Raw genomic sequence first — 20,163 nt, forward strand, 5'->3', positions numbered from 1 at the left:
ATGAACGTACAACGATTGAAAAAAAAGAACAGCATTGATATTGCAAGGAAATTATCATTGAAGTGTATCTTGGTCACAATCAGTCTTGTATTAGCCGCATGTCAAAGTGCACCCGATCAAAGTACAAAAAAAGTTCAAACAAAAAAAACAGTTCATCATGTTCAATCGCCTGTTGTAAAAAAGAGAGTGAGCCCTGATGGCATTCAAGATATTGATTGGCAGATTACTCAGATCAGTGGCCATAAGGCAAAATTCTTTACACAGTGGCCAACTCTCTCTTTAAATTCTGCTATCAAAACAGTATCAGGCCATACTGGATGTAACGCAGTTTTTGGTCGTTATACATTTGATTTTAGTCAGCAAAAACTTGACATGCAGGTAAATGCAGGACATTTAAGCTGTGATGGAGCTTTGGCTCAAGAGGCAGAACTGGTAGATGCTTTGCAACGTATTCAACGCTTCCAGCTCGTAGGTAATACGTTATATCTGCTTGATCAGAGTGGACAACGCCTTATTCAGGCACAAAAGAAATAAAAGGTGGTTTTACCACCTTTTTTATATTTATAGTGCTTGTAACATCGTGGTTGGAATATCTGTAATTAGCCCTTGTACATCTAAATCCCTAAGCCTTTTTGCTCTTTCGACATCATTCACTGTCCAGACACTAATATTTAAGTTGGCCTGTTGTGAAAGCCGAATCATTTCATCTGTTGCGAGTTGATCGTGCCAGCCAATATGACAACAACCATATTGATGTGCGAGTTCAATTGCTGTTGCTCCAACTGGAAGTTCGACTAACAATCCACGTTTGAATTGAGAGTTTATATCGCGTAAGGCAGTTAGAATCTGAAGATCAAAACTTGTGATGGTGACGACTTTCTCAAAACCTTGTAATTCAGTCTCAAGCTTTTGAACAATTTTTTCTGCTAAAACCATGTCTCTTACAGCTTTCACTTCCACTTCAATATGATCGAAGTTATCAAGCAGGTTTAAAACGCCTGTGAGAGTGGGTGTTGGCTCTGAATTTGGCCAGTCAGGCCAGTTTTGACGATGATCAAATGACAGTGCTTGAGCCAAAGTGGATTGCTCAACAATTTGGTTGACTCCAGCTGTACGTAAAAAATTATCATCATGGATTACGACCAACTCTTGATCTTGAAGTTGACGAATATCAAATTCGACACCACGAATACCTAAATTTTTTATGTGCTGAAAACCGCCTAGTGTATTTTCAGGAGCTTCTTTGCGTGCACCACGATGACCAATAATGCGCATAATTTTCTTCTATGAAATATTTTGACTATGGTCTCTTTAAAAAGAGCAGAGACCATGTTTAATCTAATCTATTTTTAAATAATCTCATTAATATTTTTTTGCCAAAGCACTTCTTGTCCACCTTCAGCCCGTTGTAAAGCACGAGATGCAACAAACAACCAGTCAGACAGGCGGTTTAAAAGCTGGAGCGCCGTGGCTTGAATGTTTTGATCACGTGTTTGTACCGACAGGAGAGATCGTTCTGCGCGGCGACAAACGGCACGGGCTTGATGGGCATAACTACAAGTTAAAGAGCCTGATGGAAGAATAAACTCTTTAAGCATTGGTAAGTCTTCATTCATACGGTCAATTTCTTTTTCAAGAAATTCAATACAAACAGGTTCAAGTAAATTGTAGTTTGGAATACAAACCTCTCCACCTAAATCGAAAAGCCAGTGTTGAACAAGGCTGAGACTTTTATCCCAATCCGCTTTGTTGGTCACTTGACTCGCTGTGATTTGAGCACGAAGTACCCCAATAATGGCATTGAGTTCATCGACATCACCAAGTGCTGCAATTCGTAAATCATCTTTAGCAACACGAGAGCCATCGCCTAAACCTGTTGTGCCTGAGTCGCCTGTGCGTGTATAGATTTTGCTTAAACGGTGTCCCATGATGGATATCCTGAACATAAAAAAGGGGATAATGTCGGTCAGAACATTACCCCGAAACTGGAGTTAAGAAAATATCTTTATAGTTGGAGTGAGATATTAATAACGGAAAGTGACCCCAACAGAAGCTTGGCGGCCTGTATTAACATACCAATCATTTGAAGGATACGTATTTAATACTTCACGATATTGAACATCACCTACGTTTTGAATATTGGTAAATACTTTTACGTTAGGAATAATATTCCAATAAGCATTTAAGTCTACAGTTGCATAACCCGGTACTCGCATAGAGTTTGCTGAGTCTGCATAAGATTTAGATCTTGCAATTAAAGAGGCACTGATTCCATAAATTGCATTTTCTAAACCTGTACTTACAGTGATTGTCTGGCGAGGACGGTAAGCAATTTCTGTATTATCTTTTTCATTTTCTGTTTTTACGTAAGCATATTCAGTAGACAAGAATAGATCATTCTGTTGCCACTTTATTCCAGCTTCACCACCTGTAAAGTTTGCTTTGGCTATATTTGTATTAGTACCCGCATTGTAGGCGATAAGATCTTTAATTTTTGTATGATAAACAGAAAAATTAGTACTCACATTTGACGTAAGATCATAGTTCATACCCATTTCATAAGAAGTACTTTCTTCTGGCGCTAAGTTCTCATTTCCTCCCCATTGTGAATAAAGTTCATTTAAGGTTGGAGCTCTGAAAGCACTACCGATATTTGCATATACGCTAGCATTTGGTAGGAAGTGATAGCGAATAGCACCTTGGCCAACAGTATGGGTACCAAAGCGTTGATTATCTTCTAAACGAACACCAACTTGCGTATCAAAAAGATCATTTTTGAGTTGATGCTGTAGATAATAACCTGTGCTATTTACACTTTTATCTGAATTTAAGATGGTATTGCTTTTATAATTTGCATCGTTATAGGTGGCACCAACTAAAATATTTTGGTTCGGAGTGAATTTCCATTTCAGATTTAAATCACTTTCATTATTTTCAGTATTGTAATATGAACCATAAGCAGGAACATTTTGTTTATCCTGAACATTTGCATAGTGTGCATTAATGATTAAATCAGGCAAAATATTATAAGCAACTTTTGTGTTGATAACTCGATTTTCAAATTGACGTTGTGCTGTATTGGTTATGTAGTCATTACTAAAAACATTCGTGCCTTTATTTTCACTAATTGAAGCAGAAGCATCTATTAAATTTTCTTGGAAGAAGCCTATTTTAGCGTGATAGCCTTTTTGATCATAACCGGCTTTTTCATTTTCTGGCTGGCTTTCAAAAATACGTGTCCCATCACTTTCTAAGCGTTGCCCACCTACTTGTGCATAGAACCCTTGGTCAGTCACGAGATTGGCATTAACAATAGCCTTATAGGTATTATTTTCACCATAAATGCCCGTTAACTCAGCACCTGTTTTCTCTGGTTTTTTAGAAATTAACTGGACGACACCACCAATAGCATCACTACCATATTGAACTGATGCAGGGCCTTTTAGAATTTCAATTTGTTGAACATCTGTAGTATCTAAAAACGCTGGATATAATGGGCCAAGCTCATTTTGACTATTTAAGCGAGCACCATCTTTAAGAACTAATGTATGAACTGATTTAGTGCCACGAAGTGAAATTTCAGAAATCTGACCTAGACCACCGCTTTGTTTTATATAAACAGAAGGATCGCGTTGAATAATATCTGAAACGTTTAATAATGGATTCTTCTCAATCGTTTTTTCATCAATCACTGAAATACGCGCTGGAACTTCACTGGCTTTTTCAGCACTTTTTGAAGCAGTGACTACAATTGGATCAAGCTGAGTTGCGTTCGTGGTATCTTCAGCAAAAATAACAGGTGAAAACCCCATCGCAATAGCGATAGCCCCTACCAGACGAGTAGGTTGAAAAGACTTAGACATAACATGCTCCATACATTCACCCCACGTGAATGATCGGGTAGATAGATGAAACAAGTAGGTCTCCGGACTTCAGCGCCATATTTATGTTATGGACATATTCACCTTCCCACATTACTGCAGTGGTGTAAGTCGATATCGACTTAAAAAATATGCTTTACATTGTTACCGTTGCGGGGGCAGTGCCGGACTTTCACCAGCTTCCCTAAAGCATTAATTGCTTACACTTGCTTCCAATTTTACGCAGTATAAAGTGACGATTTATTTCATACAATGTCATTTAGCCCAATTCCCAGAGAACTTTTACGCAAGGGGCAAAAATTGCATTACAATGGCGTTTATTTTAAGAAATGGTTGTAGTTTAGGCAGATCATGAGCCCATCAAACCAAAAACGTACACGAGCAAAAATCTGTGGAATTACTCGCTTTGAAGATGTTCAGGCAGTTGTTGCTGCTGGAGCAGATGCGATAGGTTTTGTTTTTTTTCCGCCAAGTCCAAGACACGTAACAGTTGCGCAGGTTCAAGAATTAGCAAAAGTAATTCCACCTTATGTACAAATGGTTGGTTTGTTTGTTAATGCAAGTGCTACTGAAATTCACGATGTACTTGATTGTGTTCCCCTAGATGTATTACAACTACATGGCGATGAAACTCCTGAACAATGTCAGGAAATAGCTCGCCATTGTAAGCGTCGCTGGTATAAAGCGATTCAGGTTAAACCTGATTTAGATGTAGTTGCTGAAATTCAAAAATATCAAGCGGCTGGTGCCAGTGCTGTATTGCTTGATGCGTGGCATCCTGAGCTTAAAGGGGGCACAGGGCATCAGTTTGACTGGTCTAAATTTCCAAAACTTGATATTCCTTTAATCTTGGCAGGTGGTTTAACCCCTGACAATGTCATTGACGCTATTCATACTACCGGTGCTTTTGCAGTAGATGTGAGCGGAGGCGTAGAGTCCGCAAAAGGTATAAAAGACCAACAACTCATTGAACGATTTATGCAAGGAGTCCAACGTGGATCAGCAAAACAATGTGATTGACTATACACAGTACCCAGATGCTGCAGGGCATTTCGGTATCCATGGCGGACGTTTTGTGTCAGAAACACTCATGGCGGCATTAGAAGATTTAGAAAATCTCTATTCTCGCATGAAAAATGATGAACAGTTTCTGGCAGAATTCGACCGCGATCTAGCCTACTATGTAGGTCGTCCTAGTCCACTTTATTATGCTGAGCGATGGTCAAAAGAGTTAGGTGGTGCGCAAATTTATCTTAAACGTGAAGACTTAAACCATACAGGCTCACACAAGGTAAATAACACGATTGGTCAGGCGTTATTGGCAAAGCTTTCTGGTAAAAAACGTATTATTGCTGAGACTGGTGCAGGGCAGCATGGTGTAGCAACTGCAACAATTGCAGCACGTTTGGGCCTTGAATGTGTTGTTTATATGGGTGCCGAAGACGTTAAGCGTCAAGCCATGAACGTTTACCGTATGCGTTTGTTGGGTGCAACAGTTGTACCTGTGCAAAGTGGTTCTAAAACATTGAAAGATGCCATGAACGAAGCGATGCGTGACTGGGTAACTAATGTTGATACGACGTACTATGTCATTGGTACAGTTGCAGGTCCACATCCATATCCTCAACTCGTTCGTGACTTCCAGTCGATTATTGGCCGTGAAGCACGCAAGCAGATCTTGGAGCAAGCAGGTCGCTTACCAGATGCATTAGTTGCTTGTGTAGGTGGTGGTTCAAATGCAATGGGCTTGTTCTATCCATTCTTAAATGATGCCAATGTGAAAATGTATGGTGTTGAAGCTGCTGGTTTTGGTATTGAAACTGGTAAGCATTCTGCGCCGTTAAATGCAGGCCATGTGGGTGTATTACACGGTAACCGTACTTACTTGATGAGTGATGAACAAGGTCAGATTATTGAGACACATAGTATCTCGGCGGGTCTTGACTATCCGGGTGTTGGTCCTGAACATAGCTTCTTGAAAGATATGAAGCGCGTAGAATACGTGCCGATTAATGATACAGAAGCTTTGCAAGGTTTCCGTGATTTAACCAAAATCGAAGGGATTATTCCTGCACTTGAAAGCTCACATGCGATGGCTTATGTCTCTAAGCTTGCGCCAACAATGTCTAAAGATCAGATTATTATTGCGACTGTTTCAGGCCGTGGTGATAAAGATTTAATGACTGTTGCACGCATTGATGGCGTAGAAATGGTCGAGATGTAAGAGAACTATAATGCCAAACTTGTTTATGGTGATGTTGGGCGGGCGCCATGCCCGCGCTAATACAGAAGTTCATGATGTAGTCATGGCTGTAGGAGATACTTTGGAAGAAGTTTATCCTCAACTTAAACAGGCTTGGTTTGGTGAGGCTCAAGGGTTGCATATCGATGCTTGGGCCAAGCTCTCAGGAGTTAGCTTTCAAGGGCAAAATTATCAAATTCATTTTACAGATGCTGCGCCACAACCAGATGATTTAAAATTATATTTAATTAATCTGGGTGGATATGATGCGCGTGAATTCGGTGAGCTTCATCGTTATGAGTTTGTGGTTGCACCCAATGCGGTCGTTGCCAAACAATTAGGTAAACAATTTATAGATCGGCAGTGGCAAAAAGCACATACAGATCGAGTGATTGATATTGATGACTGCTTAGCGATAGATTGTGTAGCAGGGCGCTATATTCATTTAATAAAAGGCGATTTTGCTGCAACAATTTGGGAAAATACATATTTGACCGTGGTATAGGTCATTTGAAATCTAATATTCATATGGAAGTGGGTAAATGGATTTAATTCAAGAAAATGGACAGCCTCGTTACGGGCGTTTTGAATCTGTACCGTCAACCATTCACGTACAACATTATATTTATAAAACCCCTTATGGTAAGGTCTTAAAAGGCTGGCGTAAGCAATTAAAATATAAAAAAATCAAATTCTGCGGCATTCAACATAAACACTATAGTATTGGTCTGGCCATTGCAGATATTGGCTGGGTTGGGCACGGTTTTTTCTATATTTATGATCATGAAACTCAGCAGGTCATTGAGTGGAATGCAATTCAGCCTTTGGGGCATAAAACCTATCTTGATGAACAGCCGTTGTTTAATCAAAGCTATTTTTCTAAATCTCCTTATCAGTTTGATATTCAGCATGCCAATGGCGTGCGGTACATTCGAGTCACGAAATATGGTGAGATTCAACTTAGCGCTCGAATTTTTTGTGCTGGAACAGACATATTAAGTTTATGTACACCAACTGGCATTAACGGTTGGACTTATACCCAAAAGCAAACCACGCTTGCTGTAGAGGGAATGTTTATTAATAAACAAAACCAAGTTGTACAATTTGATGAAAAGACATTTGCATCGCTAGATGATACTTGTGGTTTTCTGCGACCTGAAACGGCTTGGTTCTGGCTTTCATGTAACTTTTGGGACGAGCAAGGACGACGTATTGGTTTAAATTTAGCTTCAGGGGTTAATGAAAGCTTTGGTAATGAAAACTGCTTATGGATTAATGGAGTTTTATTTCCACTAACAGACGTTTTATTTGAAAAATTAAATGATGAACTTTGGCAAATTAGCTCTCTAGATCAAAAGCTTAATCTACAAGTGCATATTGGTTGGTGCAGATACGAAAATATTAATTTAAGAATGATCGGCAGCCAGTTCAATCAGTGGCAAGCTAAAATTAGTGGCACAATTGAGCATGAGGCAACCGATATAATCAATTGCAATGAACAATACGGCTTACTAGAACAACATTATGCAAAATGGTAACAAGCAGGTTATAAACCTGCTTGCCAAAATGCTTCACCAGCCGCAATCGGGTCATTGGTTTTTTCAAGTGTTTCAATCCAGACTGGATATTGACGAATGACTGGATGCTGACTTGGATGAAAATCTTTTTTGAACCAATCTAAATATTGGCTTTTCATAGCGGTTAATGTGCCATTTTTGCCAAAGAACCAAGGTAAACCTTTAATGCTCATCAAGAGTCGTTCTCTAGAACTGAAACCATCACATTTCAACATGACATTGGTGCGATAAAGAGTAAAACCAAACATGAGTACTGTCGTAAGAACCAATACAAATCGACGAGTCGACTCAGGAACTTCACCTACTTGTTTCATGACATCAAAAGCAACATCACGATGCTCCATTTCTTCAATGGCATGCCAAGCAAACAGTGCTCGGACATACGGGTGAGCATTTTCCAAAGTTTTTTTATTGCTATAAAACGTTTCTGCCATTAGGGCAGTTAAATGTTCAGCTGCTGCTGTCATTGCAATATTGTATTGCGGTGAGCGTTTGGTGAGTTCAAAACGAAAAATTCTTTTCAGTGTAGCTGTGAATTGGTCAACAGGCATACCTTGCTCTTTCATGAGCTGATTCATTTTGTCATGCGCAATACCGTGTTGAGCTTCTTGTTTAATAAAGTCTGCAACACGGTTTTGTAGTTCTGGATCATCAATTTTGTCTCGGAACATACGAACACATTCGATAAAGTAACGCTCTCCATCCGGAAAGGTTAAGCTGAGCGCATCAAACATACGAGTCAAAAAAGGATCATTATTAAACCAAAAGCGAGGCGCTTCATTTAAATGAAAATCTAGATCTTTACGAACCACTGGCTCGACTTGATAAGAAACATGTGCGTTCATATTTTATTTCTCGCATCTAACTTGTTTACTAGTATGTCGCGGCTGGTCGGCTTTGTTTTGACAGTTATTGCCAATTTTTATACAGTTTGCGACAAGATGGCAGTAAAAAAAGGATGAGCCATGCAAGATTTTACGATTTCAAATGGGTATTTTTACCTTTGGAATACTTACTTAAAAGAAAGAGAAATGGACTGGCAGGCATTAAATCTGACGGATGTTCAGGCCCGACAAGTTCAAAATATTTTAGCTTCGTCTATTGATGCTCAATCATCTTTAAATTTTTTTCTTGAGCTTTTAGAGCTAACCGAATCTCAGCTACAAGTTTCCAATTTAGCTTTGGAAATGGCCACTTGCATTACACCTGCCAATTTTGGAGTGTTGGGTTATATGGCATCCCGAAGTGGCAGTTTTGCAGAGGTTCTTGAATATATTATGAAGTTTCATCGTCTGGTAATTGACGGTGAGCAAGTAGTGCCTATGCAAATTGAGCAAGATGCTTCTAAAATTCGTTTGTATTGGCCATTGGTTAATGACAGCAATATCATACTTTGTGAACTGACCTTGGCAGCAATGGTACAGCTTGCTAAACAGATAGCACCACTACATGATTTTCTCTTGCAACAAGTTGAGTTCGTGCACCGTGCGCGTGGTCCGTTAGTGCACTATCAGCGTTTCTTTCAATGCAAATTATCATTTGAAAAACCTTACTACGCATTAACTTTTGCAAGTGAGGGACTAAGTATTCGTCCTCAGCATGCAGACCCAACCTTAATGCAACTTTTAGTGAAACAGGCAGAAGAAGCATTAGCTCAGCGTAAAATACATACAGATTTAGCTCAGCAAATACATTGGATCGTCCATGAATATTTTAAGCAAAGGCAGCAGGCCCCTAAAATAGAAGATATTGCCACCGAGTTGAATATTTCAGTACGAAGCTTGCAGCGCCAGCTACAGTCATTAAACACTTCATTTAAATTAATTTTAGATGCAGAGCGTATGAAGCGCTGTGAGATATTACTTAACCAAAATGCCAGCCTCACTTTAATTGCTGAACAATTGGGATATTCGGACCAGTCAGCACTTGCACGTGCCCATAAAAATTTAACAGGACAAACCTTATTAGCAAGAAAAAGACAATTACAGCTAACAAATAAAAATGCAATAAAATAGCCTTTCTTTGGCGATTTTCTATTTGGATGACGATCTAATAATGGCTCGAAAATAGGAAGCTTTGATCATTGAGAAAAGTTTCAAAATATTGATAAATGTACGCCATGGGTTGTATGAATCATACAATCGAATATCGCCATAACGTTAGACCTGTTCAATGGACAAAAAATAGCGTTAAAATGCGATGTTCTTGTATTTCTACAAACAACTCCTCAATTTTAAATAATTCAAGGAAAGCACAACCCTATGTCACGTCTTGCCACTCGTTTTGAAAAGCTTAAGTCCCAACAACGTAAAGCGCTTGTATCTTATGTCATGGCGGGTGATCCACAACCGCAAGTAACAGTTCCGTTACTGCATAAAATGGTTGCAGCAGGAGTAGATGTCATTGAGCTTGGTTTACCATTTTCAGATCCAATGGCCGATGGTCCAGTAATTGCGCTTGCAGCTGAACGTGCGCTTGCAGCAGGGACTAACACATTAGATGCTCTTCATATGGTAAAGGAGTTCCGTGAACAGGATCATGATACACCTGTTGTTTTAATGGGTTATCTGAATCCGGTTGAAGTGATTGGTTACGAGAAGTTTGTTTCTCATGCGAAAGAGTGTGGTGTAGATGGCTTATTACTGGTGGATTTACCGCCAGAAGAGTCAAAAGATTTTGGTGCTGTGTTGAAGCAACATGACATGGATCAAATCTTCTTGCTCGCACCAACTTCTACAGACCAACGCATTCAGCATGTGGCAAATCAGGCAAGTGGATTTATCTACTATGTTTCACTTAAGGGTGTAACAGGAGCCGCAACACTAGATACGGCAGAAGCTGCTGCACGTATTCAAAAAATCAAAAATGCCACTGATATTCCAGTAGGTGTTGGTTTTGGTATTAGTGATGCTGCTTCAGCAAAAGCAATGGGTAGTGTTGCTGATGCGGTGATTGTAGGTAGTGCTTTCGTTAAAAATTTTGCAACGTTGGCAGCGGATGACGCTGTTGAACAGACGGTGAATAAAGTCAAGGAGCTTCGAGCAGCGCTCGATGAGTTAGTATGAATCAAGAAGTGAAATCAGGGAAAGTTCTTAGCCCTTCGACACCATGGACAAAACGTCCGGTTCCAGGTATTGAAGTCGCAAATGAGCAACAAATTCTCAAAGCAACATTTACTGAGCCAACGATTGAATGCCCTGAATGTCATGCTCTAGTGACACGTACAGCAATCTCTTTCAATGCGTATGTTTGTCCGCAGTGTGATGAACACTTACGTATGAAAGCTCGTGATCGTTTGAACTGGTTCTTCGACAATGTAGTAGCAGAATTAGGGCAAGAATTTAGCGCGAAAGATCCGTTAAAGTTTGTCGATACCAAGCCATATCCAGATCGTATGCGTGAAGCGCAAACCAAAACTGGTGAAACGGAAGCCTTAATTGCCATGCAAGGTAATTTAAATGGCGTAGATATGATTGCATGTGCTTTTGAGTTCGACTTTATGGGCGGCTCTATGGGTACAGTTGTAGGCGATCGTTTTGTTCAGGCTGCTGAACTTGCTATTGAAAAACGTCAACCATTGATCTGTTTCGCAGCTTCTGGTGGTGCACGTATGCAAGAAGGCATGCTGTCTCTTATGCAAATGGCACGTACTTCAGCGGCGATCCAAAAGTTAAAAGATGCAGGTTTACCTTATATCGTGGTGTTAACACATCCTGTATATGGTGGTGTAACAGCTTCTTTAGCAATGTTGGGTGATATTCATATTGCTGAACCTAAAGCGATGATTGGCTTTGCTGGTAAACGTGTAATTGAGCAGACTGTACGTGAAACTCTAGAAGAGCCGTTCCAACGTGCTGAATATTTGCTTGATCATGGTGTAATCGATCAGATTGTTCATCGTCATGCTTTACGTGATACTGTATCTCGACTTGTATCGAAATTGATGAACTTACCTTGAACCAACAAGCTCCACTTTCAATAGACTCTTTAGATACATGGCTCAATTATTGGAGCCATGTTCACGTTACAGGGATAGATCTTGGTCTGGAACGTGTAATTCCTGTTGCAGAAAAGCTGGGTGTAACTCAGCCTACTGCTAAAGTTTTTACAGTGGCCGGAACGAATGGTAAAGGCTCAACTACGACCACACTGGCTGCGATATTAAACGCACAGGGTTATAAAGTTGGATTATATCAGTCACCGCATATCTATCGCTTTAATGAGCGAGTCAAATTAGGTGGAGTTGAAGTCGATGATCAAAGTCTGATTGATGCTTTTGTTCAAGTCGATCAGGCTCGTCGCGATTGTGATTTAAGCTTATCTTTTTTTGAAGCAACCACTTTGGCTGCTTTTGTCATTTTTAAACAACAGCAATGTGATGTATGGGTGCTCGAAGTTGGTTTGGGTGGACGCTTAGATGTTGTCAATGTAATTGATCCCGACGTTGCAGTTATTACTAATATTGGCCTAGATCATACTGACTGGTTGGGCGATACCATCGAAAAAATTGCTTTTGAAAAAGCAGGCATTATTCGTCCACAAATTCCAGTTGTCTTTGCCGGTGAACAAATTCTACCTCGAGCAATCCAAGATAAAGCAGAAAGTACCCAAGCAGACTTATATACCGTTAATCGTGATTATTTTTATAAACTCGCCGATGATGGGCAATACTGGTACTTTGCCTCAGAAGGAACTACTTTAAAGCTTCCCTTAGGTCATTTAGCTATTGAAAATATTGCGGGAGCGGTTGCAGCTATTTTAAATAGTGGACTTGAAATTTCTCAGTCAGCACTAGAAAAAGGTATTCAATCTGCACGTTTAGCAGGACGTTTTGAGCAGCGTCAAGTGCAGGGGAAAACGGTAATTTTTGATGCCGGACACAATCCACATGGTGTTGAATTTTTGTTAAAGCAATTGCGAAATTTCTTAGAATACAATAAACAGTACACAGAAGTTGTCGCAGTATTTTCAATGCTGGCAGATAAAGATATAAAATCAGTAGTCGATTTATTGAAACCTACTGTTTTACATTGGAAAATTGCTGAGTTGAATGTGCCGCGTGCTGCACCGATTCAGCAACTCAATGATGCCTTGCAAGGCCAGACAGTACAACAATATGGCAATATCAAAGAGGCTTTTAAATCAGCGCTTGAGCAAACAAATAACAATCAGCTGATTTTGGCCTGTGGTTCGTTTCATACTTTAGAAGCGATTTGGGAGTATTTGGAAGAATGTCAATGAATAACAAACAACGCTGGATGGGTGGTGTTGTTTTACTGGGAGGTGGTGTTTTATTGGCAGCATTACTTCTAAAAGGAAATGAGGAAATAAAACAGGTTGAAGTTCAACCACCGGCATCCACATCACCAAAAACTCAAACTAAGCCAAAGCAAGCAACCGAAGAACAAATGGTACAACTACAGCCTTTGGCGGTTGATGTTGAAACAGAAAAACGTTTGTTAGAAGAGCAGCGCCGTTCGCGTGAAAAAGCGGTTGCTGAGCAAGAAGCACGTGCAGCTGAGTTTTTAGCAATGCAACAGCAAGCTGAAGCTGATGCTGCTCGTAAAGCCGCAGCAGAGTACGCTGCGATTAATGCGCGTCGTACAGCTGCTCAAGAAAGTTCAGATAATATTCCACCAGAGTTAGTGGGTGAGGCGAAAGCTAAAAACCAGCAAACTAATGTGGCAAATAAAACAACTGATACTTCAAAAATAGATGCAGACAAAAAAGCAGCTGAAGCAAAACGCCAAGCAGAAGCTGATAAGAAAGCAGCTGAAGCAAAACGTCAGGCAGAAGCTGATAAGAAAGCAACTGAAGCAAAGCGCCAAGCGGAAGCTGATAAGAAAGCAACTGAAGCAAAACGTCAGGCAGAAGCTGATAAGAAAGCTGCTGAAGCAAAACGCCAAGCCGAAGCCGATAAGAAAGCAGCTGAAGCCAAACGACAAGCAGAAGCTGATAAAAAAGCCTCTGATGCTAAACGTAAAGCAGAAGCTGATAAAAAAGCTGAGGCTGAAAAAGCGCGCGAATTGCTGGAAAATGGTGATAAAAAGTGGATGGTGCAAGTTGCATTGGCTGCTAACCAAGCAAATGCAGATGCAGTTGTTTCTAAATTACGAGCTAAAGGCTACAAGGTAACTACGAGCCAAACTAGCAAGGGAATCCGTATTATGGTCGGACCTGCGAAAGACCGTGATACAGCAGATGCGGCCCGTAAGAAAATTACTTCTGATTCAAGTTTAAATATGAAATCGGCTTGGGTCATTGATTGGGTGCCATTAGATCAGCGTTAATCTGATCTAAGGTTTACTTAAGATGTAGTTAAGATGGATTTGACAATTCTTGTTGAATCCATTTTACATTTTCAGGGGTGAATAAACGGTCAATGTTCTTCCAAATAATATGATAACCGTAACCACCTTGTTTCATTTCCTTAACCGCATCATCAATCGCCCAATTTTCAAAAATAATACGATACATCGCAACGCTGGCGCCTGTACGGTCTGAACCATGGTAGCAGTGCAATAAAACGCGCTGATCATTCTGCTTGGCAATTTTGATTTGCTGCATAACCTCTAATAGATCTTGTCGGTCAATTGCCCAAGTGTTGATAGGAATATGCACAAGATTAAAATTTTCATTTTTAAAAACTAAACTATCTGCGTCTTTGGCTCTTAAATTAATGATCGTTCCAATTTGATGATTCTTTAATTCAGAAATCATTGCAGGATCAGGTTGTTCACTACGATAAACATTCTTACTAATTTGATAAAAGTTATGAGTCTGAGAAACTAAGCTTCCCCAATCTTGTGGTCGATGCTCATGGGCGATACTTTCATGCTGCATACATCCTTGCAAATTTATACAGATGAGAAGGGTGATGAGCGATAATTTTTTCATGTTTGATACCGATTAAGCTCATAAGGATCATGAGCACAAATTATTTCAATCGTTGGCTCATGTTGAGCTAAATGCTGTAAGCGTTTGAGATTAACAAGGCGTTGCTCATTATCTTCTGCAAATGTTTTTTCCAGCACACTGAGTGATCTTAATTTATTTTTAGGGTTTAACTCTAGATGTGAGTAGTAAGCATCTCCACAAAATAATAGCCATTGATTTTGTTGCTTTATGGCAATACCACAATGGCCAGCTGAATGCCCCAATAGAGGTACCATTAAAATTTCATCTTGGAACAGAGGAAAGCCTTTTACTTTTTCGAGGTTGAACCATGCTTCACCTTGCTGATATTCAACAAAGTTCCAGTAGCGATGATCTTTATATTGATTGGTTCTATAGCGAAGTTTGCCCTTAAAATTTGGAAGTTGGGCTGCGTTATATTCTGCAGCTAAAACATGCACAGTGGCATGTGGAAAATCTGAAATTCCACCTGCATGATCAAAATCAAGATGAGTGACAAAGATGTGTTGCACATCCTTCGGATTAAACCCCAGCTTTTGGATTTGCTGAATGGCACTAAACTCAAGGTTAGGCTCAATTTTGCCTAAACGTTTAACTAATGAGCCTAGACGTTTTTTCATATGTAAGTAATCTTGCAAGCCAAAGCCTGTATCAATAAGTACTAAGCCTCTATCAGTTTCAACCAGAAGGCAATGACAGACGACTTCAGCTCGAAAGCCCTTTTGTCCAAAGAGTGGGGCACAGACTGGGCACATGCTGCCACACTTTAAATGATGAATTTTATAGATCATGATTTTTATTTTTTATACCGAAACGCTTCGAGTTATAACTGATCTGAGCAGTAAAAACCATGTGTATTCAATATATAAATAAAAAGCCATCGCGTTGGATGACTTTTTAAGGGTGGGAAATTTACTTATTTTGCTTAAGATTTACTACGCGTTTGGCTTATTTGAAACCTTCTGATTCTTGCCTACGCACTTCGTTTGTCTTGTAGAGAACTTTTCAGATGTTTGCCTACGCACTTCGTTTGTCTTGTAGGGAATTTTTAAGATGTGTGCCTACGCGCTTCGCTTGTCTTGTAGGGAGTCTTTCAGATGCCTGCCTACGCGCGCTTCGCTTGTCTTGCGCTTCGATTAAAGCCTTTTAAAAGGCTTTAATCTTGCTCAGGCTGTGGTGTGAGGCGTAAATAAGGTTTAACAGTCTTATAGCCTTTAGGGAAGCGTTGCTTAATTTCCTCTTCATCTTTAAGTGAGGGGACAATAACGACATCTTCACCTTGCTGCCAATTCGCAGGCGTAGCGACTTTATGTTTATCCGTTAATTGTAATGAATCAACGACACGTAAGACTTCATTGAAATTTCGACCTGTTGAAGCAGGGTAGGTAATAATTAAGCGAACTTTTTTGTTTGGATCAATAATCACTAAAGAACGCACTGTGAGTGTTTCACTGGCATTAGGATGGATGAAATCATAAAGCTCAGAGACTTTACGATCTTTATCCGCAATGATTGGAAAATTTACAGTTGTGTTTTGTGTTTCATTAATATCGTTGATCCAGCCCTTATGAGATTCTACATCGTCTACTGACAAAGCAATGGCTTTAACATTACGCTTCGTAAATTCATCTTTTAATTTTGCTGTGTAACCTAACTCTGTTGTACATACTGGCGTATAGTCGGCTGGATGTGAAAATAAGATTCCCCAACTATCCCCTAAAAAATCATAAAAATTAATTGTGCCTTCGCTCGATTCTTGTTGAAAATCGGGGGCAGTGTCTCCTAATCGTAGTGTCATAATATTTCCTCAATTGCTCATAATTTGTTATTCGATTGAATGAATATGCAGCATTTACTTTATGATTAAAATTATTGTTTTTGTATTTTATTATGAATTTTTTGTATAAGTGTAAATATATATGACTAAAACTCATTATTTTAAGTGCTTAATCAATGTAACTTTAAGGTAAATTTGCTAAATTAGATTTCTCGGAAGTTATGCTTAATAGATGAGCGTTAATGGTGCGTTTTAAGTGCCAAATACATGAAGGGGGACTAGATGAGTGAAATACCATTCATCTAACTATCAGATTTTTTTTAGGGGTTTTGTGCAAACCCCTTGTACTTCAAATTTCTGGCACCATAATAAACGACTGAGAAAAAGTTTATTCATTTGACCAAGCAAGATTTAGAGAGTTTATCCATGTTGGCAAGTCTGATCGGAGGTATCTTCGGTACAAAAAATGAGCGCGAACTCAAGCGAATGCGCAAAATTGTTGAGCAAATCAATGCGCTCGAGCCGACGATATCAGCTTTAAGCGATGCAGACTTATCTGCAAAAACTCCAGAATTCAAACAACGTTATAATAATGGCGAAAGTTTAGATAAATTACTTCCAGAAGCATTTGCAGTTTGTCGTGAAGCGGCCAAGCGTGTAATGGGCATGCGTCACTATGACGTTCAGCTTATTGGTGGTATTACCTTACATGAAGGCAAAATTGCCGAAATGCGTACCGGTGAAGGTAAAACCCTTATGGGTACTTTGGCGTGTTATTTAAACGCATTAAGTGGTGAAGGCGTTCATGTCATTACAGTGAACGATTATTTGGCACAGCGTGACGCTGAGTTAAACCGCCCATTATTTGAGTTTTTAGGTTTATCTATTGGTACGATCTATTCAATGCAAGGTCCGTCTGAAAAAGCGGAAGCTTATCTTGCTGATATTACCTATGGTACCAATAACGAATTCGGTTTTGACTACTTACGTGACAACATGGTGTTTTCTTTAGCAGAAAAGAAACAACGTGGTTTGCACTATGCAATTATCGATGAAGTTGACTCAATCTTGATTGATGAAGCACGTACACCATTAATTATTTCTGGTCAAAGTGAAGACTCTTCGCATCTGTATTCTGCAATTAATTCGATTCCCCCTAAATTACATCCGCAAAAAGAAGAAAAAGTTGCAGATGGTGGGCATTTCTGGATTGATGAAAAGCAGCGTTCAGTTGAAATGACCGAAATTGGTTATGAAACTGTTGAGCAAGAGCTTATTCAAATGGGACTGTTGGCTGAAGGTGAAAGCCTGTATTCAGCAACGAATCTGAGCCTTGTTCATCATGTGTCTGCTGCTATTCGTGCACATTTCTTATTCCAACGTGATGTTCACTATATTATTCACGATGGTGAAGTTGTGATTGTTGACGAACATACTGGCCGTACAATGCCGGGTCGTCGTTGGTCAGAAGGTTTGCATCAAGCAGTTGAAGCGAAAGAAGGTTTGGAAATTCAGCCTGAAAACCAGACTTTAGCGACCACAACATTCCAGAACTATTTCCGTCTATATAAAAAGCTTTCAGGTATGACAGGTACTGCTGATACTGAAGCTGCGGAAATGAAAGAAATTTATGGCCTTGATGTTGTGATTATTCCAACTCATCGCCCAATGGTACGTAATGACCAAAACGATTTAATTTATTTAAACCGTAACGGTAAATACGATGCGATTATTCAGGAAATTACGAATATTCGTGAGCAGGGTGTTGCACCGATTCTGATTGGTACCGCGACCATTGAAGCCAGTGAAATTTTATCTTCTAAGTTAATGCAAGCTGGTATTCATCACGAAGTGTTAAATGCAAAACAACATGAGCGTGAAGCTGACATTATTGCTCAGGCGGGTAGCCCGAATGCAGTAACGATTGCAACCAACATGGCTGGTCGTGGTACGGACATTATCTTGGGTGGTAACTGGAAAGCGAAACTTGCCAAACTTGAAAATCCTACTGCTGAAGATGAAGCACGTCTGAAAGCACAATGGGAACAAGACCACGAAGATGTATTGCAATCAGGTGGTTTGCACATCATTGGTTCTGAACGCCATGAATCACGCCGTATTGATAACCAGTTACGTGGTCGTGCGGGTCGTCAGGGTGACCCTGGTGTTTCTCGTTTCTATTTGTCTCTTGAAGACGACCTTATGCGTATTTTCGCAGGTGACCGCGTAGTCGGAATGATGCGTGCAATGGGTCTCCAAGAAAATGAAGCGATTGAACACAAAATGGTGAGTCGTTCAATCGAGAATGCTCAGCGTAAGGTTGAAGCGCGTAACTTCGATATTCGTAAAAACTTATTGAAATACGATGATGTAAATAATGAACAACGTAAGATCATTTATTCACAACGTGATGAAGTATTAGCTGAAAATACCTTAAAAGAATACGTTGAAGAAATGCATCACGAAGTGATGAAAGGTGTGATTGCTAACTTTATTCCACCAGAGTCAATTCATGACCAGTGGGATGTTGAAGGTTTGGAAAACGCTCTACGTATTGATTTGGGTATTGAGTTACCAATTCAAGAATGGTTAGATCAAGATCGCCGTCTAGATGAAGAAGGTTTAGTTGAGCGTATTAGCGATGAAGTCATTGAACGTTATCGCCAGCGCCGCGCTCAAATGGGTGAGGAATCAGCAGCAATGCTTGAACGTCATTTCGTTTTAAACTCTCTTGATCGTCATTGGAAAGATCACTTGGCTGCAATGGATTATTTGCGTCAAGGTATTCACTTACGTGGCTATGCGCAAAAAAATCCTGAACAGGAATACAAGAAAGAAGCTTTCAACCTGTTTGTAAATATGTTAGGTGTTATTAAAACTGATGTTGTGACTGATTTGTCTCGTGTACATATCCCAACACCAGAAGAACTTGCAGAAATGGAAGCTCAACAGCAGCAGCAAGCTGAATCAATGAAGCTTTCTTTTGAACATGACGATGTGGATGGTTTAACTGGTGAAGTTACACTTTCTCAAGAAACTACAGAGTCTGCCGATCAGCAAGCTTTCCCTGTTCCAGAAAGCCGTAATGCACCATGCCCATGTGGGTCTGGACTAAAATATAAGCAATGTCACGGTAAGATCTAATCTGCCTTAAAGAAAAAAAGCAGAACTATTGTTCTGCTTTTTTTATGTTTGTAGTAAGCCTGTGAATAATGTTTGCAGTTTTAAGCATTAAATGCTATTTACTTCTCATCCAGAGTGTATGTTGGAAAGACAATGAAAAAAGTATTACAACCTTTATTTTTAACTGTTCTTGCTGTGCCTAGTTTTGTTTTCGCAGCAGAAGCAGCTTCAGCCCCTCAAACGACAACGGTTGATAAAGTACTTGCAGCAAAAGGCCCAACTTCGGCTCAAGCTGTAGTGAAGCAAGAAAATACTACAGTGATTAGCCCGCGTACAGGCATTCGCTATACGTTGGGTAACACAGGTAATCGCCCAATTATTTTACAAACGACGGCGATTGCTCCGGCAAACTCAGCAAACATTAATCGTATTGTAGCAACTAACCCTGCTTTATCTGTGAAGAGCCAAGAAAAAGCAAAAGTTGCACTCATTGGTGAAGCTGCTGTTGCTGGACCAGCTGCTGTTGCGGCGAGTAATGTAACAGCTCCTGCTGTATCAAATAGCATTGCGCCTTCGAATCCAGCATCAATAAATTAAGATCATATATTTATAAAAAAAGCCGGTTCAATTTTGAACCGGCTTTTTTAT

Annotated in this window: 19 protein-coding genes and 1 riboswitch; of the genes, 12 read left to right on the forward strand and 7 right to left on the reverse strand. The window is 39.8% G+C overall.

Features of this window, described 5'->3' with window-relative positions:
• Window positions 1-534 (forward strand): META domain-containing protein, encoded by a 534-nt coding sequence (locus ACT53H_RS15700; RefSeq protein ID WP_440202843.1) that lies wholly within the window; start codon window positions 1-3, stop codon window positions 532-534.
• Between the two features lie 27 nt (window positions 535-561).
• Here ACT53H_RS15700 and ACT53H_RS15705 read toward each other — a convergent pair whose 3' ends face one another.
• The 3 genes from ACT53H_RS15705 to ACT53H_RS15715 form a co-directional block, all read right to left on the reverse strand.
• Window positions 562-1,275, reverse strand: a complete 714-nt coding sequence (locus tag ACT53H_RS15705; protein WP_476009627.1) for a glycerophosphodiester phosphodiesterase — start codon at window positions 1,273-1,275, stop codon at window positions 562-564.
• A 74-nt stretch (window positions 1,276-1,349) separates the two neighbouring features.
• Window positions 1,350-1,928, reverse strand: coding sequence for a cob(I)yrinic acid a,c-diamide adenosyltransferase (locus ACT53H_RS15710; RefSeq protein ID WP_174739537.1), 579 nt, complete (start codon window positions 1,926-1,928; stop codon window positions 1,350-1,352).
• Window positions 1,929-2,024: 96 nt separating this feature from the next.
• Complete coding sequence (locus tag ACT53H_RS15715; RefSeq protein WP_262446262.1) at window positions 2,025-3,875, reverse strand: TonB-dependent receptor plug domain-containing protein; 1,851 nt, start codon at window positions 3,873-3,875, stop codon at window positions 2,025-2,027.
• Between the two features lie 24 nt (window positions 3,876-3,899).
• Window positions 3,900-4,106, reverse strand: a riboswitch (cobalamin riboswitch).
• A 126-nt stretch (window positions 4,107-4,232) separates the two neighbouring features.
• Between ACT53H_RS15715 and ACT53H_RS15720 the strand changes: the two genes are divergently transcribed.
• From ACT53H_RS15720 to ACT53H_RS15735, 4 genes are read left to right on the forward strand one after another with little or no spacing between them, the layout of a single operon-like run.
• The gene (locus tag ACT53H_RS15720; RefSeq protein WP_476009628.1) at window positions 4,233-4,901 is read left to right on the forward strand and encodes a phosphoribosylanthranilate isomerase; all 669 of its coding nucleotides are present in this window, start codon (window positions 4,233-4,235) and stop codon (window positions 4,899-4,901) included.
• A complete protein-coding gene (gene trpB / locus ACT53H_RS15725; RefSeq protein WP_002116129.1) occupies window positions 4,876-6,105 on the forward strand; it encodes a tryptophan synthase subunit beta in 1,230 nt (409 codons plus the stop codon). The genes ACT53H_RS15720 and trpB overlap by 26 nt, the downstream gene beginning before the upstream one ends.
• 10 nt (window positions 6,106-6,115) lie before the next feature.
• Window positions 6,116-6,628, forward strand: coding sequence for a DUF1543 domain-containing protein (locus ACT53H_RS15730; protein ID WP_476009629.1), 513 nt, complete (start codon window positions 6,116-6,118; stop codon window positions 6,626-6,628).
• A 37-nt stretch (window positions 6,629-6,665) separates the two neighbouring features.
• Window positions 6,666-7,661: a DUF2804 domain-containing protein gene (locus ACT53H_RS15735; protein WP_476009630.1), complete on the forward strand. Its 996-nt coding sequence runs from the start codon at window positions 6,666-6,668 to the stop codon at window positions 7,659-7,661.
• An 8-nt stretch (window positions 7,662-7,669) separates the two neighbouring features.
• On the opposite strand, the gene ACT53H_RS15740 is transcribed toward ACT53H_RS15735, so the two are convergent.
• Window positions 7,670-8,545, reverse strand: a complete 876-nt coding sequence (locus tag ACT53H_RS15740; RefSeq protein WP_476009631.1) for a metal-dependent hydrolase — start codon at window positions 8,543-8,545, stop codon at window positions 7,670-7,672.
• Between the two features lie 120 nt (window positions 8,546-8,665).
• Between ACT53H_RS15740 and ACT53H_RS15745 the strand changes: the two genes are divergently transcribed.
• The 5 genes from ACT53H_RS15745 to ACT53H_RS15765 all read left to right on the forward strand — a co-directional run bounded on the left by ACT53H_RS15745 (window position 8,666) and on the right by ACT53H_RS15765 (window position 13,990).
• Window positions 8,666-9,715 (forward strand): AraC family transcriptional regulator, encoded by a 1,050-nt coding sequence (locus ACT53H_RS15745; protein ID WP_238612542.1) that lies wholly within the window; start codon window positions 8,666-8,668, stop codon window positions 9,713-9,715.
• A 246-nt stretch (window positions 9,716-9,961) separates the two neighbouring features.
• Window positions 9,962-10,765, forward strand: coding sequence for a tryptophan synthase subunit alpha (gene trpA / locus ACT53H_RS15750; RefSeq protein WP_004789166.1), 804 nt, complete (start codon window positions 9,962-9,964; stop codon window positions 10,763-10,765).
• Window positions 10,762-11,658 (forward strand): acetyl-CoA carboxylase, carboxyltransferase subunit beta, encoded by an 897-nt coding sequence (gene accD / locus ACT53H_RS15755; RefSeq protein ID WP_005309656.1) that lies wholly within the window; start codon window positions 10,762-10,764, stop codon window positions 11,656-11,658. The genes trpA and accD overlap by 4 nt, the downstream gene beginning before the upstream one ends.
• Window positions 11,655-12,941 carry a bifunctional tetrahydrofolate synthase/dihydrofolate synthase gene (gene folC, locus ACT53H_RS15760; protein ID WP_476009632.1) on the forward strand — a complete coding sequence of 429 codons (1,287 nt, stop codon included), beginning with the start codon at window positions 11,655-11,657 and terminating at the stop codon, window positions 12,939-12,941. The genes accD and folC overlap by 4 nt, the downstream gene beginning before the upstream one ends.
• Window positions 12,932-13,990 (forward strand): SPOR domain-containing protein, encoded by a 1,059-nt coding sequence (locus tag ACT53H_RS15765; RefSeq protein WP_174758562.1) that lies wholly within the window; start codon window positions 12,932-12,934, stop codon window positions 13,988-13,990. Before folC ends, ACT53H_RS15765 begins: the two co-directional genes overlap by 10 nt.
• Window positions 13,991-14,018: 28 nt before the next feature.
• Here ACT53H_RS15765 and ACT53H_RS15770 read toward each other — a convergent pair whose 3' ends face one another.
• The 3 genes from ACT53H_RS15770 to ACT53H_RS15780 form a co-directional block, all read right to left on the reverse strand.
• Window positions 14,019-14,597: a dual specificity protein phosphatase family protein gene (locus ACT53H_RS15770; RefSeq protein WP_174758563.1), complete on the reverse strand. Its 579-nt coding sequence runs from the start codon at window positions 14,595-14,597 to the stop codon at window positions 14,019-14,021.
• Window positions 14,594-15,406: an MBL fold metallo-hydrolase gene (locus tag ACT53H_RS15775; RefSeq protein ID WP_174758564.1), complete on the reverse strand. Its 813-nt coding sequence runs from the start codon at window positions 15,404-15,406 to the stop codon at window positions 14,594-14,596. The genes ACT53H_RS15770 and ACT53H_RS15775 overlap by 4 nt, the downstream gene beginning before the upstream one ends.
• A gap of 365 nt (window positions 15,407-15,771) precedes the next feature.
• Complete coding sequence (locus ACT53H_RS15780; RefSeq protein ID WP_174758565.1) at window positions 15,772-16,413, reverse strand: peroxiredoxin; 642 nt, start codon at window positions 16,411-16,413, stop codon at window positions 15,772-15,774.
• A gap of 405 nt (window positions 16,414-16,818) precedes the next feature.
• On the opposite strand from ACT53H_RS15780, the gene secA reads away from it, so the two are divergent.
• Window positions 16,819-19,536, forward strand: a complete 2,718-nt coding sequence (secA, locus tag ACT53H_RS15785; RefSeq protein WP_174732471.1) for a preprotein translocase subunit SecA — start codon at window positions 16,819-16,821, stop codon at window positions 19,534-19,536.
• Window positions 19,537-19,668: 132 nt separating this feature from the next.
• On the forward strand, window positions 19,669-20,112 hold the full coding sequence (locus tag ACT53H_RS15790; protein ID WP_004789183.1) for a hypothetical protein: 444 nt from the start codon (window positions 19,669-19,671) through the stop codon (window positions 20,110-20,112).
• Window positions 20,113-20,163 lie beyond the last annotated feature (51 nt).

It is taken from the genome of Acinetobacter sp. DMC2 (genome assembly GCF_056314305.1).